This window comes from Pandoraea sp. (assembly GCF_041919235.1).
Lineage (GTDB): Bacteria > Pseudomonadota > Gammaproteobacteria > Burkholderiales > Burkholderiaceae > Pandoraea.
Genome location: NZ_JAYRUC010000006.1, coordinates 65,129 through 84,376 on the forward strand (window position 1 = coordinate 65,129; position 19,248 = coordinate 84,376).

15 protein-coding genes are annotated in these 19,248 nt (G+C 64.7%); 5 read left to right on the forward strand and 10 right to left on the reverse strand.

The genetic code is table 11. The features are described from left to right. Positions 1-355 precede the first annotated feature (355 nt). Positions 356-1,186 (reverse strand): IclR family transcriptional regulator, encoded by an 831-nt coding sequence (locus tag ACE3UG_RS06330; protein WP_374621166.1) that lies wholly within the window; start codon positions 1,184-1,186, stop codon positions 356-358. Between the two features lie 295 nt (positions 1,187-1,481). Between ACE3UG_RS06330 and ACE3UG_RS06335 the strand changes: the two genes are divergently transcribed. After that, complete coding sequence (locus ACE3UG_RS06335) at positions 1,482-2,930, forward strand: NAD-dependent succinate-semialdehyde dehydrogenase (RefSeq protein ID WP_374621169.1); 1,449 nt, start codon at positions 1,482-1,484, stop codon at positions 2,928-2,930. Positions 2,931-3,079: 149 nt separating this feature from the next. Further along, positions 3,080-4,240: an iron-containing alcohol dehydrogenase gene (locus tag ACE3UG_RS06340; protein WP_374621172.1), complete on the forward strand. Its 1,161-nt coding sequence runs from the start codon at positions 3,080-3,082 to the stop codon at positions 4,238-4,240. Between the two features lie 247 nt (positions 4,241-4,487). On the opposite strand, the gene ACE3UG_RS06345 is transcribed toward ACE3UG_RS06340, so the two are convergent. From ACE3UG_RS06345 to ACE3UG_RS06360, 4 genes are all read right to left on the reverse strand, one after another. Then, entirely contained in the window at positions 4,488-6,770 is a 2,283-nt protein-coding gene (locus ACE3UG_RS06345) for an autotransporter outer membrane beta-barrel domain-containing protein (protein ID WP_374621175.1), read from the reverse strand. Positions 6,771-7,037: 267 nt separating this feature from the next. After that, positions 7,038-8,195 (reverse strand): glycosyltransferase family 9 protein, encoded by a 1,158-nt coding sequence (locus ACE3UG_RS06350; protein WP_374621178.1) that lies wholly within the window; start codon positions 8,193-8,195, stop codon positions 7,038-7,040. Between the two features lie 183 nt (positions 8,196-8,378). Beyond that, positions 8,379-9,953, reverse strand: a complete 1,575-nt coding sequence (locus ACE3UG_RS06355; protein WP_374621540.1) for a rhodanese-related sulfurtransferase — start codon at positions 9,951-9,953, stop codon at positions 8,379-8,381. Between the two features lie 278 nt (positions 9,954-10,231). Then, on the reverse strand, positions 10,232-10,843 hold the full coding sequence (locus ACE3UG_RS06360) for a cysteine dioxygenase (RefSeq protein ID WP_374621181.1): 612 nt from the start codon (positions 10,841-10,843) through the stop codon (positions 10,232-10,234). Between the two features lie 109 nt (positions 10,844-10,952). Between ACE3UG_RS06360 and ACE3UG_RS06365 the strand changes: the two genes are divergently transcribed. Then, complete coding sequence (locus ACE3UG_RS06365) at positions 10,953-11,195, forward strand: DUF3820 family protein (RefSeq protein ID WP_374621183.1); 243 nt, start codon at positions 10,953-10,955, stop codon at positions 11,193-11,195. A 95-nt stretch (positions 11,196-11,290) separates the two neighbouring features. Here the strand turns inward: ACE3UG_RS06365 and ACE3UG_RS06370 are convergent, their stop codons facing one another. The 3 genes from ACE3UG_RS06370 to ACE3UG_RS06380 form a co-directional block, all read right to left on the reverse strand. Next, positions 11,291-12,826, reverse strand: coding sequence for an amidase (locus ACE3UG_RS06370; protein WP_374621185.1), 1,536 nt, complete (start codon positions 12,824-12,826; stop codon positions 11,291-11,293). Positions 12,827-12,975: 149 nt separating this feature from the next. Then, on the reverse strand, positions 12,976-13,791 hold the full coding sequence (locus ACE3UG_RS06375) for a substrate-binding domain-containing protein (RefSeq protein ID WP_374621188.1): 816 nt from the start codon (positions 13,789-13,791) through the stop codon (positions 12,976-12,978). Between the two features lie 204 nt (positions 13,792-13,995). Next, entirely contained in the window at positions 13,996-15,315 is a 1,320-nt protein-coding gene (locus tag ACE3UG_RS06380) for an MFS transporter (protein WP_374621191.1), read from the reverse strand. Between the two features lie 307 nt (positions 15,316-15,622). On the opposite strand from ACE3UG_RS06380, the gene ACE3UG_RS06385 reads away from it, so the two are divergent. Further along, positions 15,623-16,549, forward strand: a complete 927-nt coding sequence (locus ACE3UG_RS06385; protein WP_374621543.1) for a LysR family transcriptional regulator — start codon at positions 15,623-15,625, stop codon at positions 16,547-16,549. 133 nt (positions 16,550-16,682) lie between these two features. Further along, entirely contained in the window at positions 16,683-17,111 is a 429-nt protein-coding gene (locus ACE3UG_RS06390; RefSeq protein ID WP_374621193.1) for a hypothetical protein, read from the forward strand. Positions 17,112-17,324: 213 nt separating this feature from the next. On the opposite strand, the gene ACE3UG_RS06395 is transcribed toward ACE3UG_RS06390, so the two are convergent. Together ACE3UG_RS06395 and ACE3UG_RS06400 are read right to left on the reverse strand one after the other, a co-directional pair. Then, positions 17,325-18,512 carry an L-lactate dehydrogenase gene (locus ACE3UG_RS06395; protein WP_374621196.1) on the reverse strand — a complete coding sequence of 396 codons (1,188 nt, stop codon included), beginning with the start codon at positions 18,510-18,512 and terminating at the stop codon, positions 17,325-17,327. 65 nt (positions 18,513-18,577) lie between these two features. Next, on the reverse strand, positions 18,578-19,051 hold the full coding sequence (locus ACE3UG_RS06400) for an Lrp/AsnC family transcriptional regulator (protein ID WP_374621199.1): 474 nt from the start codon (positions 19,049-19,051) through the stop codon (positions 18,578-18,580). Positions 19,052-19,248 lie beyond the last annotated feature (197 nt).

The window sequence follows — 19,248 nt, forward strand, 5'->3', positions numbered from 1 at the left end:
TAACCCTTAGGGAATAGCCCGCATCAACGGACATGACTGTTCCGCCAACGATAACAATCGAGCGGCCAGACGACGCTGTCGGCCATGCCCAGCCCCCACCTCACCGGAAGATAGCCTCCGACTGACCGAATGAATACGCTATCTCGCGACGTTCGGGCGAAAGCGTCCCCGCCCCCCGAGGGGGCGTCGCGTCACCTGTTGGGGGAAGTCAGCGTTTCCCGCTCGGCGTCATCGCCGCACCTGGGAAAATTCCGATGTATGAGCGGCCCCGCCCAGACGTCGCAGCCTGAGGGTCATCGCAAACCGGGCCTGAATGGTGAGGATGGTGTCGGCGCAATGGCGACCGCCCATCGACTCAACGTTGCACCGGCGCCCCAAGACGCACCGACAATTGGTCCGCCAACTCGCGCATCTGACGCCCAATGCGCCGTCCCGTCTCGGCGTCGATCTCGTTCGTGAGGAAGCTCACGGCAAGCGCTGCGACGGCGTGCTCGCCGCTCGCGTCGAACACCGGCGCGCCGAAACAGATCATGCCTTCATGCATCTGCCCGTTGTCGATTGAATAGCCATCGCGACGCACTTGCGCCATTTCTTCGGCCAACGCAGCAAAGGTCCCCACGCTGGCCCGCGTGAGCGGTTCGGGCCATGCGCCGGCGAGCATGTCGGCAGCCTCGCCGGGGGGCAGCGTCGAGAGCATGGCCTTGCCGGTTGCCGTGTAGGGCGCGGGTAGTCGCATGCCGATGCGAAATGTCACGCCGAGCGGCCGGTTGCCATTGTGACAGGCGAGATAGATGACCTCTGTGCCATCGAGCACGGAAAGCGTCACGGTTTCCTGGGCAAACGTGTGCGACGCTTCCCAGACGGTACGAAACTCTTCGGTGAGGTGGGTCTGCGACAGAAACGCATTCGCCCATCTCATCACATGCGAGCCCATCGTCATGCCGCCGTTGGCGTGGCGCTTCACCAGCCTGAGCTTGACCAGCGTGTCGCACAGACCATGCAGCGTGCTCTTGGGCACGCCCGTCGCTCGGGCCAGATCGGCGAGCGCGAGCGGTGTCGACGCCGCGCCAATCGCATCGAGGATATGAACGGCGCGCACCACGGCCGGCGATGTGGTCTTGATCGGCTCGGCGTCGAGGACGCCGGCGGCGGTGTTCGCGGGTATGTCGAGTTTGCGCTTGGGCATGGATCGGCAATCGAGATTCGAGATTCGAGATTCGGGCGTCAGGAACTGGCGACGGGGTCGTGCAGCCCAATCGGAGGCAGGCCACGCCATGTGCATGCGGCAGGCGGCAGGCGGCAGGCGAGTCGTGCGCGCTACGCCCTAGGAAAACCCCTTGGTTGCACCGACAACGTTCGATACGTAGAATCAAATTCAATATGAAGAATATCGTTCAATAGACGGAACAGCAAGCGCCTTTCGACATTCTGCGGCGCACCCTTTCATCAACGGGAATCGCCGGCGAACCCGGCCAACTGCCATGCAACTCAAAGACACCACCCTGTTAAAGACACTCGCCTGGGTCGACGGTCGATGGATCGCGGCCGACAGCGGCAAGACGTTCGACGTTCTCGACCCCGCCACGGGCGACGTGCTGGCAAAGGTGCCGGCACTTGGTGAGGCGGAGACGACGCGGGCCGTGGCTGCTGCCGAAGCCGCGCAGAAGCCGTGGGCGGCACGCACCGGCAAGGAGCGCGCCGCTGTCCTGCGCCGCTGGTTCGATCTGATGGTCGCGAACACGGACGATCTGGCGTATCTGATGACGCGCGAACAGGGCAAGCCGCTGGCCGAGGCACGCGGCGAGATTGCCTATGCCGCGAGCTTTATCGAGTGGTTTGCGGAAGAAGCCAAGCGTGTGGACGGCGACGTGCTCGCCACGCCCGCCTCGGACAAGCGCCTTGTCACGCTCAAACAGCCGGTCGGCGTGTGTGCGGCCATCACGCCATGGAATTTCCCGGCAGCCATGATTACGCGCAAGGTCGCGCCGGCATTGGCCGCTGGCTGCGCCATCGTGGTGAAGCCGTCCGAACTCACGCCGCTCTCGGCGTTTGCGCTGGCCGAGCTGGCCCACCGTGCCGGAATTCCGGGCGGCGTGTTCCAGGTCGTGACCGGCGACGCACGCGCCGTGGGCGGTGTGCTCACCGCGCATCCGAGCGTGCGCAAGCTGTCGTTCACCGGTTCGACGGGCGTCGGCCGCCTGCTCATGGCGCAGTGTGCGCCGACGGTCAAGCGCCTGTCGCTGGAGTTGGGGGGCAACGCGCCGTTCATCGTGTTCGACGATGCCGATCTCGACGCCGCGATCGAGGGCGCGATTGCGGCAAAGTATCGCAACGGCGGTCAGACGTGCGTGTGCGCAAACCGCTTCTATATCCAGGATGGCATCTACGACGCGTTCGCTGAAAAATTCACGAAGCGCGTCGCCGAGATGAAGGTTGGCAACGGTCTGGAGGACGGTGTGGTCATCGGTCCCCTGATCGAAGGCCGCGCCGTTGACAAAGTGGTGGCGCTGGTCGAAGACGCGAAATCGCGGGGCGGCCGCGTGCTGGTGGGCGGCGAGACGCACGCGCTGGGCGGCACGTACTATGCCCCGACGGTGATCGCCGACGCGACGTCGCAGATGCGCGTGGCCCGCGAGGAAATCTTCGGTCCGGTGGCGCCGTTGTTCCGCTTCACACGCGACGCCGATGCCGTGGCACTGGCGAACGACACCGAGTTCGGTCTCGCGGCCTATCTATACACGCGCGACATCGCACGTGCCTGGCGCACGGCAGAGGCTCTCGAGTACGGCATGGTCGGCCTCAATACCGGGCTGATCTCGAATGAGGTCGCGCCATTCGGCGGCATCAAGCAATCCGGGGTGGGCCGCGAAGGCTCGCACTACGGCATCGAGGAATACCTCGAACTGAAGTATCTTTGTCTGCAGGTGTGACGCGCCTGGCATCGGCACCGCACCGCACCGACATCGCCGAGGCAGCACGGCGCATCGGTCAACGACTCTCGTCAATGTCGCGTAGGTGTCGCATACGTGTCGCATAGGTGTGGCGTGGCGCCCGAGCCGATCTCAAAAGGACATCGAACATGAACGCTTTTCGTTTCCAGACGGTCCCGACCGTCGTGGTGGAATTCGGCGCGGCGCGTCGTCTGGGTGCGCTCATGCGTGAGCAATACCCGACGGGCACGCGCCTGTGCGTGGTGACGGACGGCTTTTTACACAAAAGCGGATTGCTAAGCCCGGCACTGGCAGATCTGGCCAAGCACGACTGGCAAGTCTCGGTGATCGACGATGTGATCGCCGACCCGCCCGAACACGTCGTCCTGGAAGCGGCCCAGCGCGCTCGCGCCGCCAACGCCGAAATCGTGCTGGGACTCGGCGGCGGCTCGTCAATGGACGTAGCAAAGCTGCTCGCCGTGCTGCTGCCCGGCACACAGTCGATCAACGAGTTGTACGGTATCAAGAAAGTGACCGGCACGCGCCTGCCGCTGGTGCAAATGCCAACGACAGCCGGCACCGGCTCGGAAGTGACCGCCGTGTCGATCGTCACCACCGGCGAGACAACGAAGATGGGCGTCGTCGCCCCCCAACTTTTCGCCGATCTCGCCATCCTGGACGCCGAACTCACCCTCGGCCTCCCACGCGCCGCGACCGCCGCCACCGGTATCGACGCGATGGTCCACGCCATCGAAGCCTATACGTCCGCAAAACTGAAAAACCCCATCTCGGACATGCTCGCCGTAAAGGCCCTCGACCTGCTCTCGCGTAACCTCCTGCCCGCCTGCCACGACGGCAACGACCGCAACGCCCGAGAAGCCATGCTGGTCGGCGCCATGTTCGCCGGACAATCGTTCGCAAACTCGCCCGTCGCCGCCGTTCACGCCCTCGCTTACCCCATCGGCGGCATCTTCCACGTCGCTCACGGCCTCTCGAACGCCCTCGTGCTTCCCCACGTCATGCGCTTCAATGCCCCAGCCACATCCAAACTCTACGCCGAACTCGCCGACGTTATCCTCCCCACCCAACCCGCCGGCAGCGATGAAGCCAAAACCCATGCCCTCATCGAATTCATCGACGCCTTGATCGTCAACACCGCCATCCCACGCACGCTGCGCGAAGTCGGCGTCAAACCCAACGACATCCCCCGCATGGCCCACGACGCCATGCTCCAAACGCGACTTCTCGTCAATAACCCCCGCGAGGTCTCTCAAGACGACGCGTCTGCCATCTATTCCGCCGCGCTCTGACCCGCTTACCCACCACTACTTCTCGCCCCTGCAGTGCCTCCCCGACGGACCGGGGCCCCTTTCCGCCGCTCAGACATAAACCCAACTCGCTGCAGAAAGGGGCCCCGCTCCGTCTCCCCCCCCCCCACACCTTCCCGCCTCATCCACATACGTTCACGTACATTCACTTACACCCCCAGGCGTCGCACAACGCCCGCGTCGCCGCAACGCCAAACCGCACACCCCGTCACCACGATTTCACAATGCATCAGAATGCGTAACGCACCCCGATCTGCGCGCCCCACGGCTGACTAATCCGACGCCCAGTCCCCGTCTCAACTTCCGCATACAACTGCAAATTCCGACGAGGCTGCCCCACTACGCCAGCACCAATCTCCGCCCGCGTCCCAGACTCGTCATTGTTGAAGTTGAGGCCGTTCACCGTAATCCGATTGCTCGTGATGAACTCCTGCGCAATCGCTATCTTCAAATACGGCTGCAACAATCCCCCTCCAGGCAATTCGAACGTCCGGCCAAACGCCGCCCCAATTCGCGCTTCAACCGACCCCGTGTGCGATGTGCTCGACGTCATGCCATTGGTCAACGTGAAGTCGTCCCCACTCACCCGCAACATCGACGCCTGAACGTACGGCTCGAAGAACCAACGATTCGCGAACTCGAGATGACGCCCAAATTCCAACGTCATCCCAATGCCGTTGTTGTTGAAACTGCCATGCGCCGCCACGCCATTGCTCATGACAGCATCCGCATCGTTCTGGAATCGATTGAGCTTGAGCACTCCATCAAAGTACCAGCCCGTCGCCCCCAGCCACGTCGCGTACAAACCCCCGGTGTAACTGTTCACGCCCCCCGTCGAACTGTTCTCGAAACTCAACTTGCTATGACTCGTGCCAAACATCACACCCACCAACCACTTCCCCCCCCACGCTTCCCCCACCTTGGCGTCCACACCCCCCATCACCCCATACTGCGTCTGACGATAGTTCGCCCCATCAGCCGGATGCGCATTGTATTGCTTGCCAAACGTCCGAACCCACACGCCGCTGCCACTCTGATCGCCAATGCGCAACTCGCCCAGCCGTGAGCGAAGCACCGACGCCTCCCCATACCAAACCGTCGGCCCCGCACCCGACAGTCCCAACACAGTTTCCGCACTCGGCGAGAGATCGCCCCCACTCCCGGCATCGCCGTCGCCATCCGGCGGAGGCGCATCGGTCACCAATGCCCAGTTGTTTCCCTGCTGCTCCAGACGATAGCTGTAAACCCCCGCATCCACCTTGCCACCCACGACCGAAAACGCCGCACCACCCCCGCCCGTGCGCACCAATGTGAGTGGAGAATAATCGGTGGGCTCCACGCCGGTGTTGCGCACATTGAGCGAATAGGCGCCCGTCGCATTGCCCGTCACATTGAGCAAGTCGCCGGTATGCGCCCCAAGGTTCGTGCTCATGAGAAACGTGCCATTGCCCGAGAGCGTACCCACCGTGAGCACATGGTTGGAAGCCGTCCCCACCGCAGCACCGGAAATATCGATACTGCCCCCGTTCATCGACACAGCAGATACGGTGTTGCTATTCGCCAGCAGCCACTTTGCCCCGGAATTCACGGCCAACGAGTTCAGATTGACCAGATCGCCGCTAAGCGTCGCATTGTTCTGCAACGTCAAATTGACCGTGGCAACCCCATCGCCACCAACGTTTCCAACGATGTTCGAGTTGTCGACCGTCGCGTTGGCCGTGATCGGGCCCGTCGCCTGCAAGGCATAACCATTGCTGCCGCTGAGCGTCGTGCCGCCGGAGATATCAATCGTCGCCGTGTGTCCTTCATACCCGGCGCCCGCTTGGGCCGGCTTCACCAGAATTGCCGGGCCGCTCGCCGCACTCACCTTCACGCCATCGAGCACCGTCGTAGACGTTGTCTGTGTCGTCTGATTGGTGGTGCTGGCAAGCACGCCCGACAGATTCCCGCTGATCTCACCACCCACCGCAGACACGGTCGAGTCGAAGTTGGCAACCCCCGCGTTAAGGCCCGACGACAACCCGGTACCGGCGCTTACGACCGAATTGGATAGCGAGAGCACGCCATTCGACGACACCGAAATGCCAAACTGCCCCCCGGAGATCGTGCTGCTGATGACGGACGCTGTCGGCGCGGACAGCCCGGCTTGGCCACCCATCAAGAGTCCAATTCCTGCGGCGCTTGACACCGTTGACGAGTTTCGGATGATGGCGCTGGCGTTCCGAAGCTCAACACCCGGCGCCGCTGTCGTCGACACAACGGTGGCATTCGAGGTCTCCAAGCCGCTTCCGGCTTCGATGAGTATCGAATTCGTCGCTACCCCGATGTCGAGCCCAAGCTTCGCGCCATTGATGACATCGAAACTCTCGGCAGGGTCACCCGGCGCGACGATGACCGTATCCGTGCTGATGGTGGTAGCGGCCGTCGCTGGCACTGCAAGCGAAGTCAGCGCGCACCCGATGGCCGTGGAGAGAACCCGCTTGCGGGGCTGCGAAGACAGACATTTAGGCATGACGCTGGCTCCTTGCACTAAGAATCACTACGGTGACAACCTCCATCAACTCCGTGACCTATTGCTCAAGTCCCACTGCATGCTCAGACGCCTATCGGGCCAACGTCGCGAGCGAACCCGCCCGAGACCGTCCCCGAGCCGCCAGTTCGTCGCATTGTAAGGCGAGGTAAGAAAATTGCGTTGCGGCGATGCAACACAGCCCCGGGCCGTGCCACCGGCCCAAATGGGGATACGCCATCGGTCTGAATGGCCGATGGCCGCGTGCGGCTATCGTTCGCCGAAGTGAGGCAGCGCCTGGCCCGCCCGCTGCTGCGTGGCCGCAAGCGCCTGAACGACGGTCTCGACCAGCACCGCAGGATCGACTGCACTCACGTCCGAGTCGGTCTGCAGAGGCGTCGACTGACAGCCCGGCGTGAGCCGAAGATACGGCGGTTCCGCCTTCGCGAAGAGGGTGACGCTCGGTGTCGCGGTCGTATGCGCGACGTGCATCAAACCGCCATCCGCCCCCACGAAGAGCGCGGCATTCGCGATGACGCGCTTAGCATCGCGCAACGTCAACTGACCAACATATGAGGTCAGTTGCAGATGGATGAACTTTGCCTGCATCAATGCGCCCGCCGCATCGGCACCGTTGCCTGAGCCCAGCAACACAATGCCGCTGGGCATCCCCGGCCGGTAAGCAATGTCGTACGCCTGCAAAAACTCGCGCCAATGCGCGTATGTCCGGCGCGGCTCGACGCCCCCCATCGCAAGCGCCAGAAACGGCCCCGGCGGCAAGTGCTCGGCAACGGCCTCAGGCAACGTGCACTCCTGCCGCAGATAGGGCTTGGCACGCGCAAACAACGCGTCGGATGCGAGACCGAGTGAAAAAACGTCGTTGACGGCCGCGAGACTGAATTGGGTCTGATTGCGATCGGGACCGTGAAAGAAGCGGAACAGGCAGGCAAACGGGAGCGACGGAAAATACGTTCGCTTCAGCCGCAGCGTCGGATAGTTGAACTCCTGCAGCACGACGACGTCGTATTCGCCCGGCTTCACGTTGGCAGGATCGTCGTAGACCCGCCGGAAGATGTCGTCCCCCTCGAATACGCTCTTGAGCCCCGGCGTAATCAGCAGATCGACGGGCCCCTCGCGCCCGCGCAGCAACGCGCGGCCGGACATGTCCATCACGGCGTCGCCCACCGATGCCTTGCCGCCGTATATCCACAGCACACGCGCGCCCGGCGCCACATGACGCACCTCACGGCTCGACTGCCCGCTCAGCGCGAGACGCAGGCGCCGGTGCAGGTATTTTTTGGCAACGCTCAACGATGACGTGCGCTGCATGAAGACGTCGGGCTCGTGGTACACCCACGCGTAAGGAATGCGGGTGCTCGGCTCGGTGAGGGCGCCCAGTCGGCGGGCAATGAAGCGCTGCAATGGCATGGTCGAATCGAGAGCGAGGCGGCCGCAGCGCTGGCCCGCGTGCACGTGAACCCGGTTCACATCAACGCGTCAGGCGGCGGCGTCAGAAGTTCGGAAGTATGCCACGTCTGCCCATGGGAACTGCGGCGCCGCCCCCGCCGACTGCACCGTCGGCACCGCTTTCCATCTCCCCTTCAGTCTCGCTCACACGACCTGAAAATGGTGGGTTCCGTCGCGATGCAACTGGTCGACGAGACCGAACTCCCAGTCAAGATAGGCCTGCATCGCCTGCGCCGCATTGTCGGTGCCTTCGTACGGCCGGCGGTAGCGGTCGTCGCGCGCGCTGGCCAGCCGGGTCTCCCCCGTCTCGAGCGGTAAGCCGGCATTGATCCACGCCTGCGTGCCACCGTCGAGCACGACGATCTCGGCGTCGGTCAACCGTCGCAGATCGGCCGCCGCAAAGCGCGCGAGCAGGCTGGAGCCGCAGGTGAGGACATAACGCTGCGCAGGACCGATTTTGTGCAATGCCTCGCCGAGGCGCGCACGAATGACGAACCACGCGCCCGGAATGTGACGCTTGACGTAGTTGACGCCCGACGTGACGTCGAGCACCGCGATTTGGCCAGGGACCGCCTCGTCAAGCCAGCGCGCGAGCACGGCCGGCGCGACGATCGCGACGTTCGCGGCAGGCGCACTCGGCGTGTACAACGGCCATCCCCCCTGGGCGCTGCGCGCGTCGGCGCCATGCGGCTCGACGACGTACACCGTCCAGCCCATCTGGGCGAGCCACGACCCGGTCATGTCCGCGCGTACGCCGTCGTCGTCGGCGAGCACGATCCACGCGCCGCGCACCGGCACCTGATGATCGGTCTCCTGCACGAGCTGTCCGCCCGGCGCACTGGCAAAGTCGGGCAAGTGCCCGGCAGCGTACTCTTCCGGCGTGCGCACGTCGAAGCGATACACGGTGCGCCCCGGCACGCTCAGCGACGGCACGTCATGCAACGCAATCCGGCGCACCCCGGCACGATCCGCAACGGCCGCGGCGCCGATGCGCGCGGCGGCCAGCGTCGCGTCGCGCACCGCGGCCGGGTGCCGGCGGTCCGCCCCATGCTCGAGCGCCTGACCGGCAAGCGTCCAACCGATGGTGCCGTTGCGCAAGGCGGCGACCGGGTTGGGCAATCCAGCGTTGACGAGCGATTGCGTGCCGATGATGCTGCGCGTGCGTCCGGCACAATTGACGATCACACGCGTGGACGGGTCGGGTGCGAGTTCGCGCACACGTAACACCAGCTCGGCGCCCGGGACGCTCGTCGAACCGGGAATGTTCATGGTCTGGTATTCGTCGAAACGGCGCGCGTCGACGACGACCACGTCGGCGCGGGCATCGAGCAACGCCTGCACTTCCTGCGCCGATAGCGACGGCGTGTGTCGCAGCCCCTCGACCCACTCGCCGAAGGCTTTGCTCGGCACATTCACGTCGCGGAAGACTTCACCGCCCGCGTCGAGGCCGCCCGTCAGCAAATTGACGTCGGTGTAGCCGAGCTTGCGCAGCACGCTGGCGGCGCGCGGCGCGAGGTCCTCGCCGTTGTACTCGCCATACACGACGACACGCGTGTCGCGCCGCGGAATGCGCGCCCAAGCGTCGATTTCCACGCGCGAGAGCGGAAGATTCGCCGCCCACAGCGGGTGCATCTGCGCGAACGGATCCTCTTCGCGCACGTCGAGCAACGCGATCTCCTCACGGGCGAGCAGCGCCGCACGCACGTCGGCGTAGGTCAGTTCGGGGAATGTCGGATCGCCAGCAGCGTATGTCTGGTCGGCCGTCTGCGACGGCGCGTCGGTCGAGGGAGAGGACACGGCAGTTCCTTGATTTCGTCAAACGTCGATTCGGTGCAAGTGTCGGTGCGACGCGCGTGCGCGTCTGTGCACGCAAACGGCCATTGTGGCAGAAGACGACAACGAGCGTATCGCCCGGCGCGCTGCGCTGCGCTGTAATAAGGAGCGCGCGCGCTCAAGTCCAATCGGATGCCTGGGGCAGCGATGCGCCACGGCTTCGGTCACGGCGCATTGGCATAACCGGAGACGAACCCTTTGCGTTCGCCCGATTCGGTGAACACGCTGCGATGCACGGCACCAATGTTGGCGCCATACACATGAATGCTGACCGACACCCGATCGTCGAAGGCGTTGCTCACGCGATGAATGTCACCCAGACGCGGCGAGAGCACTTCCACGTCGCCCGGCGACAGACGCACCGGCTCGCCTGCGACGACCGGCACGCCGTGTGCGTCGAGCAGGTAGGGTTGCGAATCCTCCGCCCCGCGCAGCATGCCGATCAGACCCCACACGGTGTGGTCGTGAATCGGCGTGCGCTGGCCCGGCCCCCACACAAAACTCACCATCGAGAAGCGCTGCGCCGAATCGCAATGCAACAGGTACTGCTGGTAGTGCTCGGGATGCGGCACCGCGAACGCCTCGGGCAACCAGTCGTCGCGCGCGACCAGTTGCGCGAGCAGCCCCTTCCCTGCGTCGAGCAGCGCCGTCTCATCCGGGTGTCGCGTCAACAGCCGAGAAAATGCGGCGACGAACGTGCGCAACGGTTCGAGTGCTTTGCCGTCGAGGCCGGGCAAATCGCCAGAAAGGGCAATGCCAGCGAATGATTGGGTCATATGAATTCCCGGAAAGGGTGACGCGATAGCCAACGAGGCGGGCGACGCCTGTGGTAGCGTGACGCTTTGCTTCTCACCTGCGCGTGCATCTCATCCACGCCCATTCCTCATGCTCGATTTCGACGCCGACGCGCTGATGCGCCTCGTCACCACCCCCATGCCGTTCGGCAAGCACAAGGGTACGCTGGTCGCCGATCTGCCAGGCAATTACCTGAGCTGGTTCGCCCGCGAAGGCTTCCCCCCCGGCGAGATCGGCCGCCTGCTCGCGCTGATGCACGAAATCGATCACAACGCGCTGGGCGAGTTGTTGCGTCCCCTGCGCGCCCAGGCGCAAGCCGCCCGCACCCGGTAAGCCGCACCAGCCCGCGCCGCAACGCCGAAGTCTCGACCAGCCCGACCGGCCCGACCGGCGCGACCATCCCGACGGTCTCGGCGATCCGGCAGACGTCAGGTTCGTACGGTGCCCGTGAGCAACGGCGGCAGACGGCGACGTACCCACTGCGTTTGCTGCTCGTGCGCATGCGCCAGTTGCAGCACTGCAAGATCGGCCTGCGCCGGCCCGATGATTTGCAGTCCCATCGGCAGACCGCGCGCATCGAATCCGACCGGTACGCTGACCGCCGGCAGCCCTGCAAGCGTCGGCCCGATCACGACTTCCATCCACCGGTGGTAGGTGTCCATCGGCTTGCCCGCCACCGACGACGGCCAGTGCATTTGTGCGTCGAACGGAAACACCTGCGCCGACGGCAGCAACAGGAAATCGTATCGCTCGAACAGACGCGCCAGCGAGCGGTACCACTCGCTACGATCCACGCTCGCGTGAAACACGTCGGCAGCACTCAGCGCGTCGCCCCCCGCAACCTCCCATTGCGCCTCCGGCTTGAGCTGGTCGCGACGCGACGGATCGGCATACATCGCGCCCAGCGCGCCGTTGACGAGCCAGTGACGCATCGTGAGCCACGTCCGCCAAAGCCGGTCCGGCGCGAAGTCCGGTGCGCACGGCTCCACCTCGCATCCCATCGCCGTGAAGTCGCGCAACGACGCCTCGCACAGCGACATCACGCCCGCTTCCATGGGCAGATGGCCGCCGTAGTCCCCCAGCCAGCCGAGCTTCACGCCCTTCACGTCGCGTTGCAGCGCGCTCGCGAACGGCACCGCGCCCCGGGCCAGGGAGAGCGGGCTGCGCGCGTCGTAGCCCGACTGTGTGTCAAGCAATTGCGCCACATCGGCGACGGTTCGTCCCATCGGCCCCTCGGTACTCAGTTGCTGGACGAAGATCTCCGGTGCCGGACCGTACGGCACCCGGCCCTGCGACGGCCGGAAACCATATACGTTGCCGAACGCCGCCGGATTGCGCAGCGACCCCATCATGTCGCTGCCGTCCGCTACCGGCAGCATGCGCAGCGCAAGCGCACTGCCCGCCCCGCCGCTGCTACCGCCCGCTGTGCGCGTCGTGTCGTAGGCGTTGCGCGTGGTACCGAAGACCGGGTTGTAGCTATGCGACCCCAGCCCGAACTCGGAGACGTTGGTCTTGCCGATGAAGATCGCCCCGGCCGCACGAATGCGTGCGACGCCGATGCTGTCTTGTGTGTCGGGCGCCGACGACGTGAGCGGCGAGCCCTTGCGCGTGGGAAACCCCGCGCAGGCCGCCAAATCCTTCACCGCGTGCGGCATGCCGTGCATCCAACCCAGGTACTGACCATCCGCCAACTGCCGATCGCGCGCGTCGGCCTGCGCGAGCAAGACCTCGGCATCGCGCAGGGCGACGATGGCGTTCACCGCCGGGTTGTACCGGGCGATGTGCGTGAGATAGGCCTGCATGACCTCACGGCACGACACACGGCGCGTGCGAATGGCGTCGGATAGCGCCAGCGCGTCGAGCGCAACGATGTCGTTCAGGGTCGTGGCAGAGGGCACCGCCGGGTCGGCTGGAACTGCCCTCGAATGAGCAGCCGAGGGCGGCTGGGCTGGCGCTAGGGCCATGTCTCTCTCCTTGGCGGGGCGTCATCGCGTGTGACGCCGTTGTCTGACCCGCCATTGTCGGTCAAACCCGCCCAGGATGCCGCAGGAAAATTATGCGCTCGTACGGCAACGGTGAAACGTACATTCACCGCTCAGCAACGCTCGGCGCGTCAATGCGCGAGCGGATCGAGACCGGTGGCCCCGACCTCCTTCGCGACGGCGGGCGCGGCCATGTACATCAGCAGCTTCTTCGCTTCTTCGGGGTGCGGCGCGTTGACCGGCACGCCGCCGGCGAAGCGCGTCACCGATTGCAGCGATTCAGGAATCTTTCCCGCGTACGTCACGCCCTTGACAGGCAACAACTCGCTCACCTGTTGCAGCCCCAGCGCATAGTCGCCCGCCGCCACCTTTTCCGCGACCGGCGTCTTCTGCACCATCACGCCCTTGCCGCGCATCTGATCGGCAATGCCAAGCTTCTTGAAGAGTTCGCGCTCGACATAGACGCCGCTGGCGCTATCGGAGTACGCGACCGATTTCGCGGCAAGCAGTGCGGCCTTGAGCTTTTCCGGCGTGCTGACGTCAGGCACCGGCGTCCCCGCTTTCACGACGACACCAATGCGCGAGTCGGCCAGATCGACCCGCGAATCGGCCCGCACCTTGCCCGCCTTGATGAGACCGTCGAGCGCGTAGCCGACCATGATGACGGCGTCGGCCGACTCCCCGCGCGCCAGACGGTTCGGGATCGCCTCGGGCGCCTTGCCCATCGAGGGACCCCACGCCGTGTCGACGTGATCGCCGCTCGACGCCTCGAATTTGGGCAGCAGCAACTTGTAGGCCGCCGTGAAGCCGCCGGAGTTCATGACGTGCAAGTCTTGCGCGCTGGCAGGCGCGGCGCCCAGCAGGGTTGTCACGGCAACTCCCGCGCCGAGCGCGACAAGCAGGTGTCGCGCCGAACGCGTGTGGACAGGACTGGAGATGGCTTTCATGGCAATGTCTCTCTGACTTTTTACTTTTGGAAGGAGGATGCGCGACGGCATCCGGTGCAGGAAAGGTTTGGAGTTCGGTACGGGTCTGCGCAGATATGCGGAGATTTGCGCGCAGATTTGTGCGCGAGTTTGTGCGCGAGTTTGTGCGCGAGTTTGTGCGCGGGCAGGCGCGCCCCCAGCGGCGGGGCGCACCTGCCGTGCGGCTCAACCCGCGGCGAGTTCGGAACGGGCACTGCCCTGCCCGCGAGGGCGGCCACGATACAGCGCCAGCGTCGCGCAGATAGCGCAGATCGCCGCGAAGCTCATCCAGTAGCCCGGTGCGGCTTTGTCGCCCGTGACATGGATCAGATACGTCGACAGCGCCGGCGTGAAGCCGCCGAACAGCGCCGTCGCCAGGCTATAGGCGAGCGAGAAGCCCGCCACACGCACGTCCGGCGGCATGATTTCGGTCAGCGCCGCGACCATCGCGCCGTTGTACATCCCGTAGAGGAACGACAGCCACAGCAGCGCGCACAGCATGTGCGTGAAGCTCGGTGCATGGACGAGGAACGACAGCACCGGATAGGCGGACACCAGCGTCAGCCCCGCGAAGAGCAACAGCACCGGTCGACGGCCGATACGGTCGGAGAGCGCGCCGCCAATCGGCAGCCAAATGAAGTTCGACACGCCCACGCACAGCGTGACGAGCAGCGCATCGGCGCTCGAGAGGTGCAGCACGCGCTTGCCGAATGTCGGTGCATAGACGGTAATCAGATAGAACGCCGTCGTGGTGAGCGCCACGAGCATCGTGCCGCCGAACACGACGCCCGCGTTGGTCATCATCGAGCGGAACACCTCGCCCACGGCGGGGTGATGCTTGCGTTGCTTGAATTCCTCACTCTCCTGGAGCGAGCGTCGCAGCGCGAAGATCACCGGCACGATCAGGCAGCCGACGAAGAAGGGCAGACGCCAGCCCCACGCCCCGATCTGCTGCGCGGTGAGCGTGACCGAGAGTACAAAGCCGAGCGCCGCCGAGACGACGATGGCCACCTGCTGGCTCGCGGACTGCCAACTCGTGTAGAACCCTTTGCGGCCCGGGGTGGCAATTTCCGCCAGGTACACGGACACGCCGCCGAGCTCGGCACCGGCAGAGAACCCCTGCAGCAAGCGCCCGATCAGCACGAGCACCGGGGCGGCGAGTCCGATGCTCGCGTAACCCGGCACGAAGGCGATGAGAAACGTGCCGCTCGCCATGATGACCAGCGTCGTGACAAGCCCCTTTCGGCGACCGACATTGTCGATATACGCGCCCAGCACGATGGCGCCGAGCGGTCGCATCAGGAAGCCCGCGCCGAAGACGGCGAAGGTCAGCATGAGCGACGCGAACTCACTGTCCGTCGGGAAAAAGACGTGAGAGATCTGGGTTGCGTAGAAGCCGAACAGGAAGAAATCGAACTGTTCGAGAAAGTTGCCGGCCGTCACGCGCAGGACCGCGCCGACTTTCGAGGGATGACGCGAACTCGCGTCTTGGGGGCGCTGTGACATGCGCTGTCTCCGTGTTACCTGCAGCCCGGGAGGTCGGGCCGCCAATGAATCGTCGCATGCGTCTCTTCCAGGAACGTATCGAACCGTCACGGACGCTTTTTGACGCCGCCAATGGTGCGCCGGAAGTTCCTGGCTTGTGAATTGCAAGTTTTGGAAGGATTAATGCACACACGCTATCAATCAAGGCGGGCTAATGCGTCTACCGAGCGGTAACAGGCTACACTGGGAAGCCTGCCCAAACGATCGGCGCCCCCCTCGGCGTCGGGGTCCGACGGGGCGTTTGCACGACTTCTTTCTTCTCGATGTCATGGCGATCAACTTCGATCTGAACGATTTGCAGGCCTTTCGCGCGGTGGCGCAGCTCGCGAGCTTCCGTCGCGCGGCTGAATCCATTCACATCTCGCAGCCTGCGCTCTCGCGCCGTATCGACAAGCTCGAGGAAGCGCTGGGCGTCAAGCTCTTCGAGCGCAGCACGCGTCGCGTCGCGCTCACCAATGTCGGACGGGCGTTTGCCCGCGACGCCGAGCGGATTCTCGACGATCTGGACAACGCACTGCTCGGCATTCGCGATGTGGCGTCGTCGAGCCTCGGGCATGTGACCATCGCGTGTGTCCCGTCTGCCGCGTATTACTTCCTGCCGCAGGTGATCTCGCGTTACCACCGGGCGTTTCCGCGCATTCGCGTCTCGGTGCTCGACGCAAGCGCCAACGAAGTGCTCGCGTCGGTGGCAAACGGCGACGCCGATTTCGGGCTGAATTTCATCGGCAGTCAGGAGCCGAATATCGAGTTCAAGCTCCTGCTGCAAGAGCGCTACGTGGCGGCGTGCCGGCGCGATCATCCGCTCGCGGGCAAGAAGCGCGTGACGTGGCGTGAGCTCTACGAATACGACTACATCGCGGTCGGCAAGGTCTCGGGCAACCGGCTACTGCTCGATCAGGCGCTCACCGCACTGCCTCAGCGCCCGCAAAGCATCTGCGAGACGCAGCACGTCACGACCATGCTCGGCCTGGTCGAAGCGGGACTCGGCGTGGCGGCCGTGCCGACGATGGCGATGCCGGGCAGCGATCATCCGCTGCTCACCAGCGTGCCGCTGGTCGATCCGGTGGTGACGAGACGCGTCGGCATGATTCGGAGCAAGGCGCGCCCGCTCTCGCCGGCAGCAGCCCAGTTGTATCGCTTTGTGGCCGAGATGAAGGTCGCGGCGCGGCGCCGCACGGGCGGGGATGCGCTATAAGCGAATCGCCGAGCGCGCACGCACGGAAACACTTTGTTACCCGCGTTACGCGCAGCGAAACTTTAAGGCGATGGCAGGACGATGCGGTGTCTTTATACTTGGCCCGCATCAACCCGAACCTTACTCAAGACTCATGTTCAAGCGAATTTTCCCGATGGCGGCGATGGCCGTGCTGGCAGCAACAACGTCCCTGACGGCCTCGGCCGGCGATATGAACAATGCACTCGGCGGTGCGCTGGGCGGCGTGGCAGGCGCGGCCGTCGGCGGCGCACTTGGCGGCAGCACCGGCGCGGTGCTCGGCGGTGCGGTCGGTGGCGGCGCCGGCGGCGCGGTGACATCCAACCGTCGCGAACGCACGGGCGCCATCATTGGCGGCGCACTCGGCGGCGGTGCGGGCACGGCGGCGGGCAATGCAATGGGCGGCCGCTCGGGCGGCCTGATCGGCGCGGCCGTTGGCGGCGGCGCGGGTGCCGCGCTCGGCGGCAACATGTCGCGCTCCAGTTCCTACGACGAAGGCCGCTACCACGGCAAGCACCGCGGCCATCGCAAGCATCATCACTGATCGGCCGGCATCGACCCACGTGCAGCGCCCCGCTACATGCGGGGCGTTGTCATTCGTGAAGCCATTTGCGCACGCCGCCGTTATGCACTACACGGCGCGGACTTCGAGACGCTTTCCCAACACGGCGAAGGTGCACTCCGCCGCATCGAGGCGGGAGGCATAGCCGAGCCTCAACAAGCAATCCACCTGCACCTGATCGACCCGACAGACGCGTCACGTCCCGCGCTGCGTCGGCAGGTACGGGCCAATGCCCGTCGGATAACTCCCAGGGATGAGCATCGACGTATCGAGACGGTCGATGTGCGTGCGACCGGTCAACGCCATCGTCACATCCATCTCCTTGGCAATGACCTCCAGCGCACGACGCACGCCCGCTTGCCCCATCGCGCCCAATCCGTAAAGGAACGGACGCCCGATCAGCGTCCCCTTCGCGCCCAGCGCCATCGCCTTGATGACGTCCTGACCGGAGCGAACGCCGCCGTCGAGCCAGACTTCCGTGTCGCGCCCCACCGCCGCCACGATGTCGGGCAGCGCACGGATCGTCGAGATCGCACCGTCAAGCTGACGTCCGCCATGGTTGCTCACGACAATGGCATCGGCGCCGGTGTCGCGGGCCGCGCGCGCGTCCTCGGGATCGAGGATGCCCTTGAGCACGAGCTTGCCGCCCCAACGCTTCTTGATCCACTCGACGTCACCCCAGGACAGACAGGGATCGAATTGCGCCGCCGACCATGCGGAGAGCGAACCGATATCGTCCACGCCCTTGGCATGTCCCACGATGTTGCCGAACGTGCGGCGGCGTGTCCCCAGCATGCCCATGCACCAGCGCGGCTTGGTCATCATGTTGACAATGTTCGGCAGCGTCAGCTTCGGCGGCGCCGACAGACCGTTCTTGATGTCGCGATGTCGCTGGCCGCCGATCTGCAGATCCATCGTCACCATCAGTGCCGAACACCCCGCCGCCTTGGCCCGATCGATCAGCCGTTCGATGAAGTCGCGATCGCGCATCACATACAACTGAAACCAGAACGGCCTCTTGGTATGCGCCGCCACGTCTTCGAGGGAACAGATCGACACCGTCGATAGCGTGAACGGCACGCCGAACGCTTCGGCGGCGCGCGCGGCGAGAATCTCGCCGTCTGCATGCTGCATGCCGGTCATGCCCGTAGGCGCGAGCGCGACCGGCATGGCGACCGGCTCGCCCAGCATCGTCGTGCGTGTACTGCGATGCTCGATGTTGACCGCGACGCGCTGCCGGAATTCGATCTTGCCGAAATCGGCCGCATTCGCCCGGTAGGTCGATTCGGTCCACGAACCCGAATCGACGTACTCGTAAAACATACGCGGCACGCGCCGCTGCGCAAGAACCCGCAAGTCCTCGATGGTGGTGATCACTGCCATGCTGCGTCTCTTCTTCCGGGAAGTCCCGACGGTCGTTCGGGAACGAGTGATTGTTCTCTGGATTTCTATTTCTGCTTGACGAGATCGACGAGCGACTGTGTGTGCTTGATGGTCTTGAGCACAATGTTCGACTGAATCGACATGACCGCAGGCGCGCGATACAACTCGTTGACGATGAAGTCCGAGTAATGCGAGAGATTCCGGGCCCGCACCGTGAGGATATAATTGGCCGACCCGGTAACGATGCGCGCGGTCACCACCTCAGGCCAGTTCTGCACGCACGCGAGAAACTTCTCATGCCACTGATCGACGTCCGGACGAAGCGAAATTTGCACTAGCGCCTCGAATTCCAGGCCGATGTGCTGGGCGTCCACGATGCAGCGGTAGCCAGAGATCACGCCGCGATCTTCGAGCAATTTCACCCGACGCAAGCAAGCCGACGGCGACAATCCCACGGCGTCCGCCAGTTCCTGGTTGGAGATGCGTCCATTGAGTTCGAGATGGCGGAGGATACGCAGATCGGCAAGGTCGAGGTTCATCGGCAGAATCCGTCAAGTTTCCACGGATTCTGGCAGATCCTTCGACTTGCCGCCAGTTGTCCGCCAGAAATAGCCGGAAAACGCAGTTCTTTGCTGCGACGCGAATGCCCGCGCCCTCGGGCTGTGCCTGAGCGGCATCCACCCCGTCTCCATCGCCAAGGTATGCGTCGGTAGCGCAACAGTTGATACGACTCGGG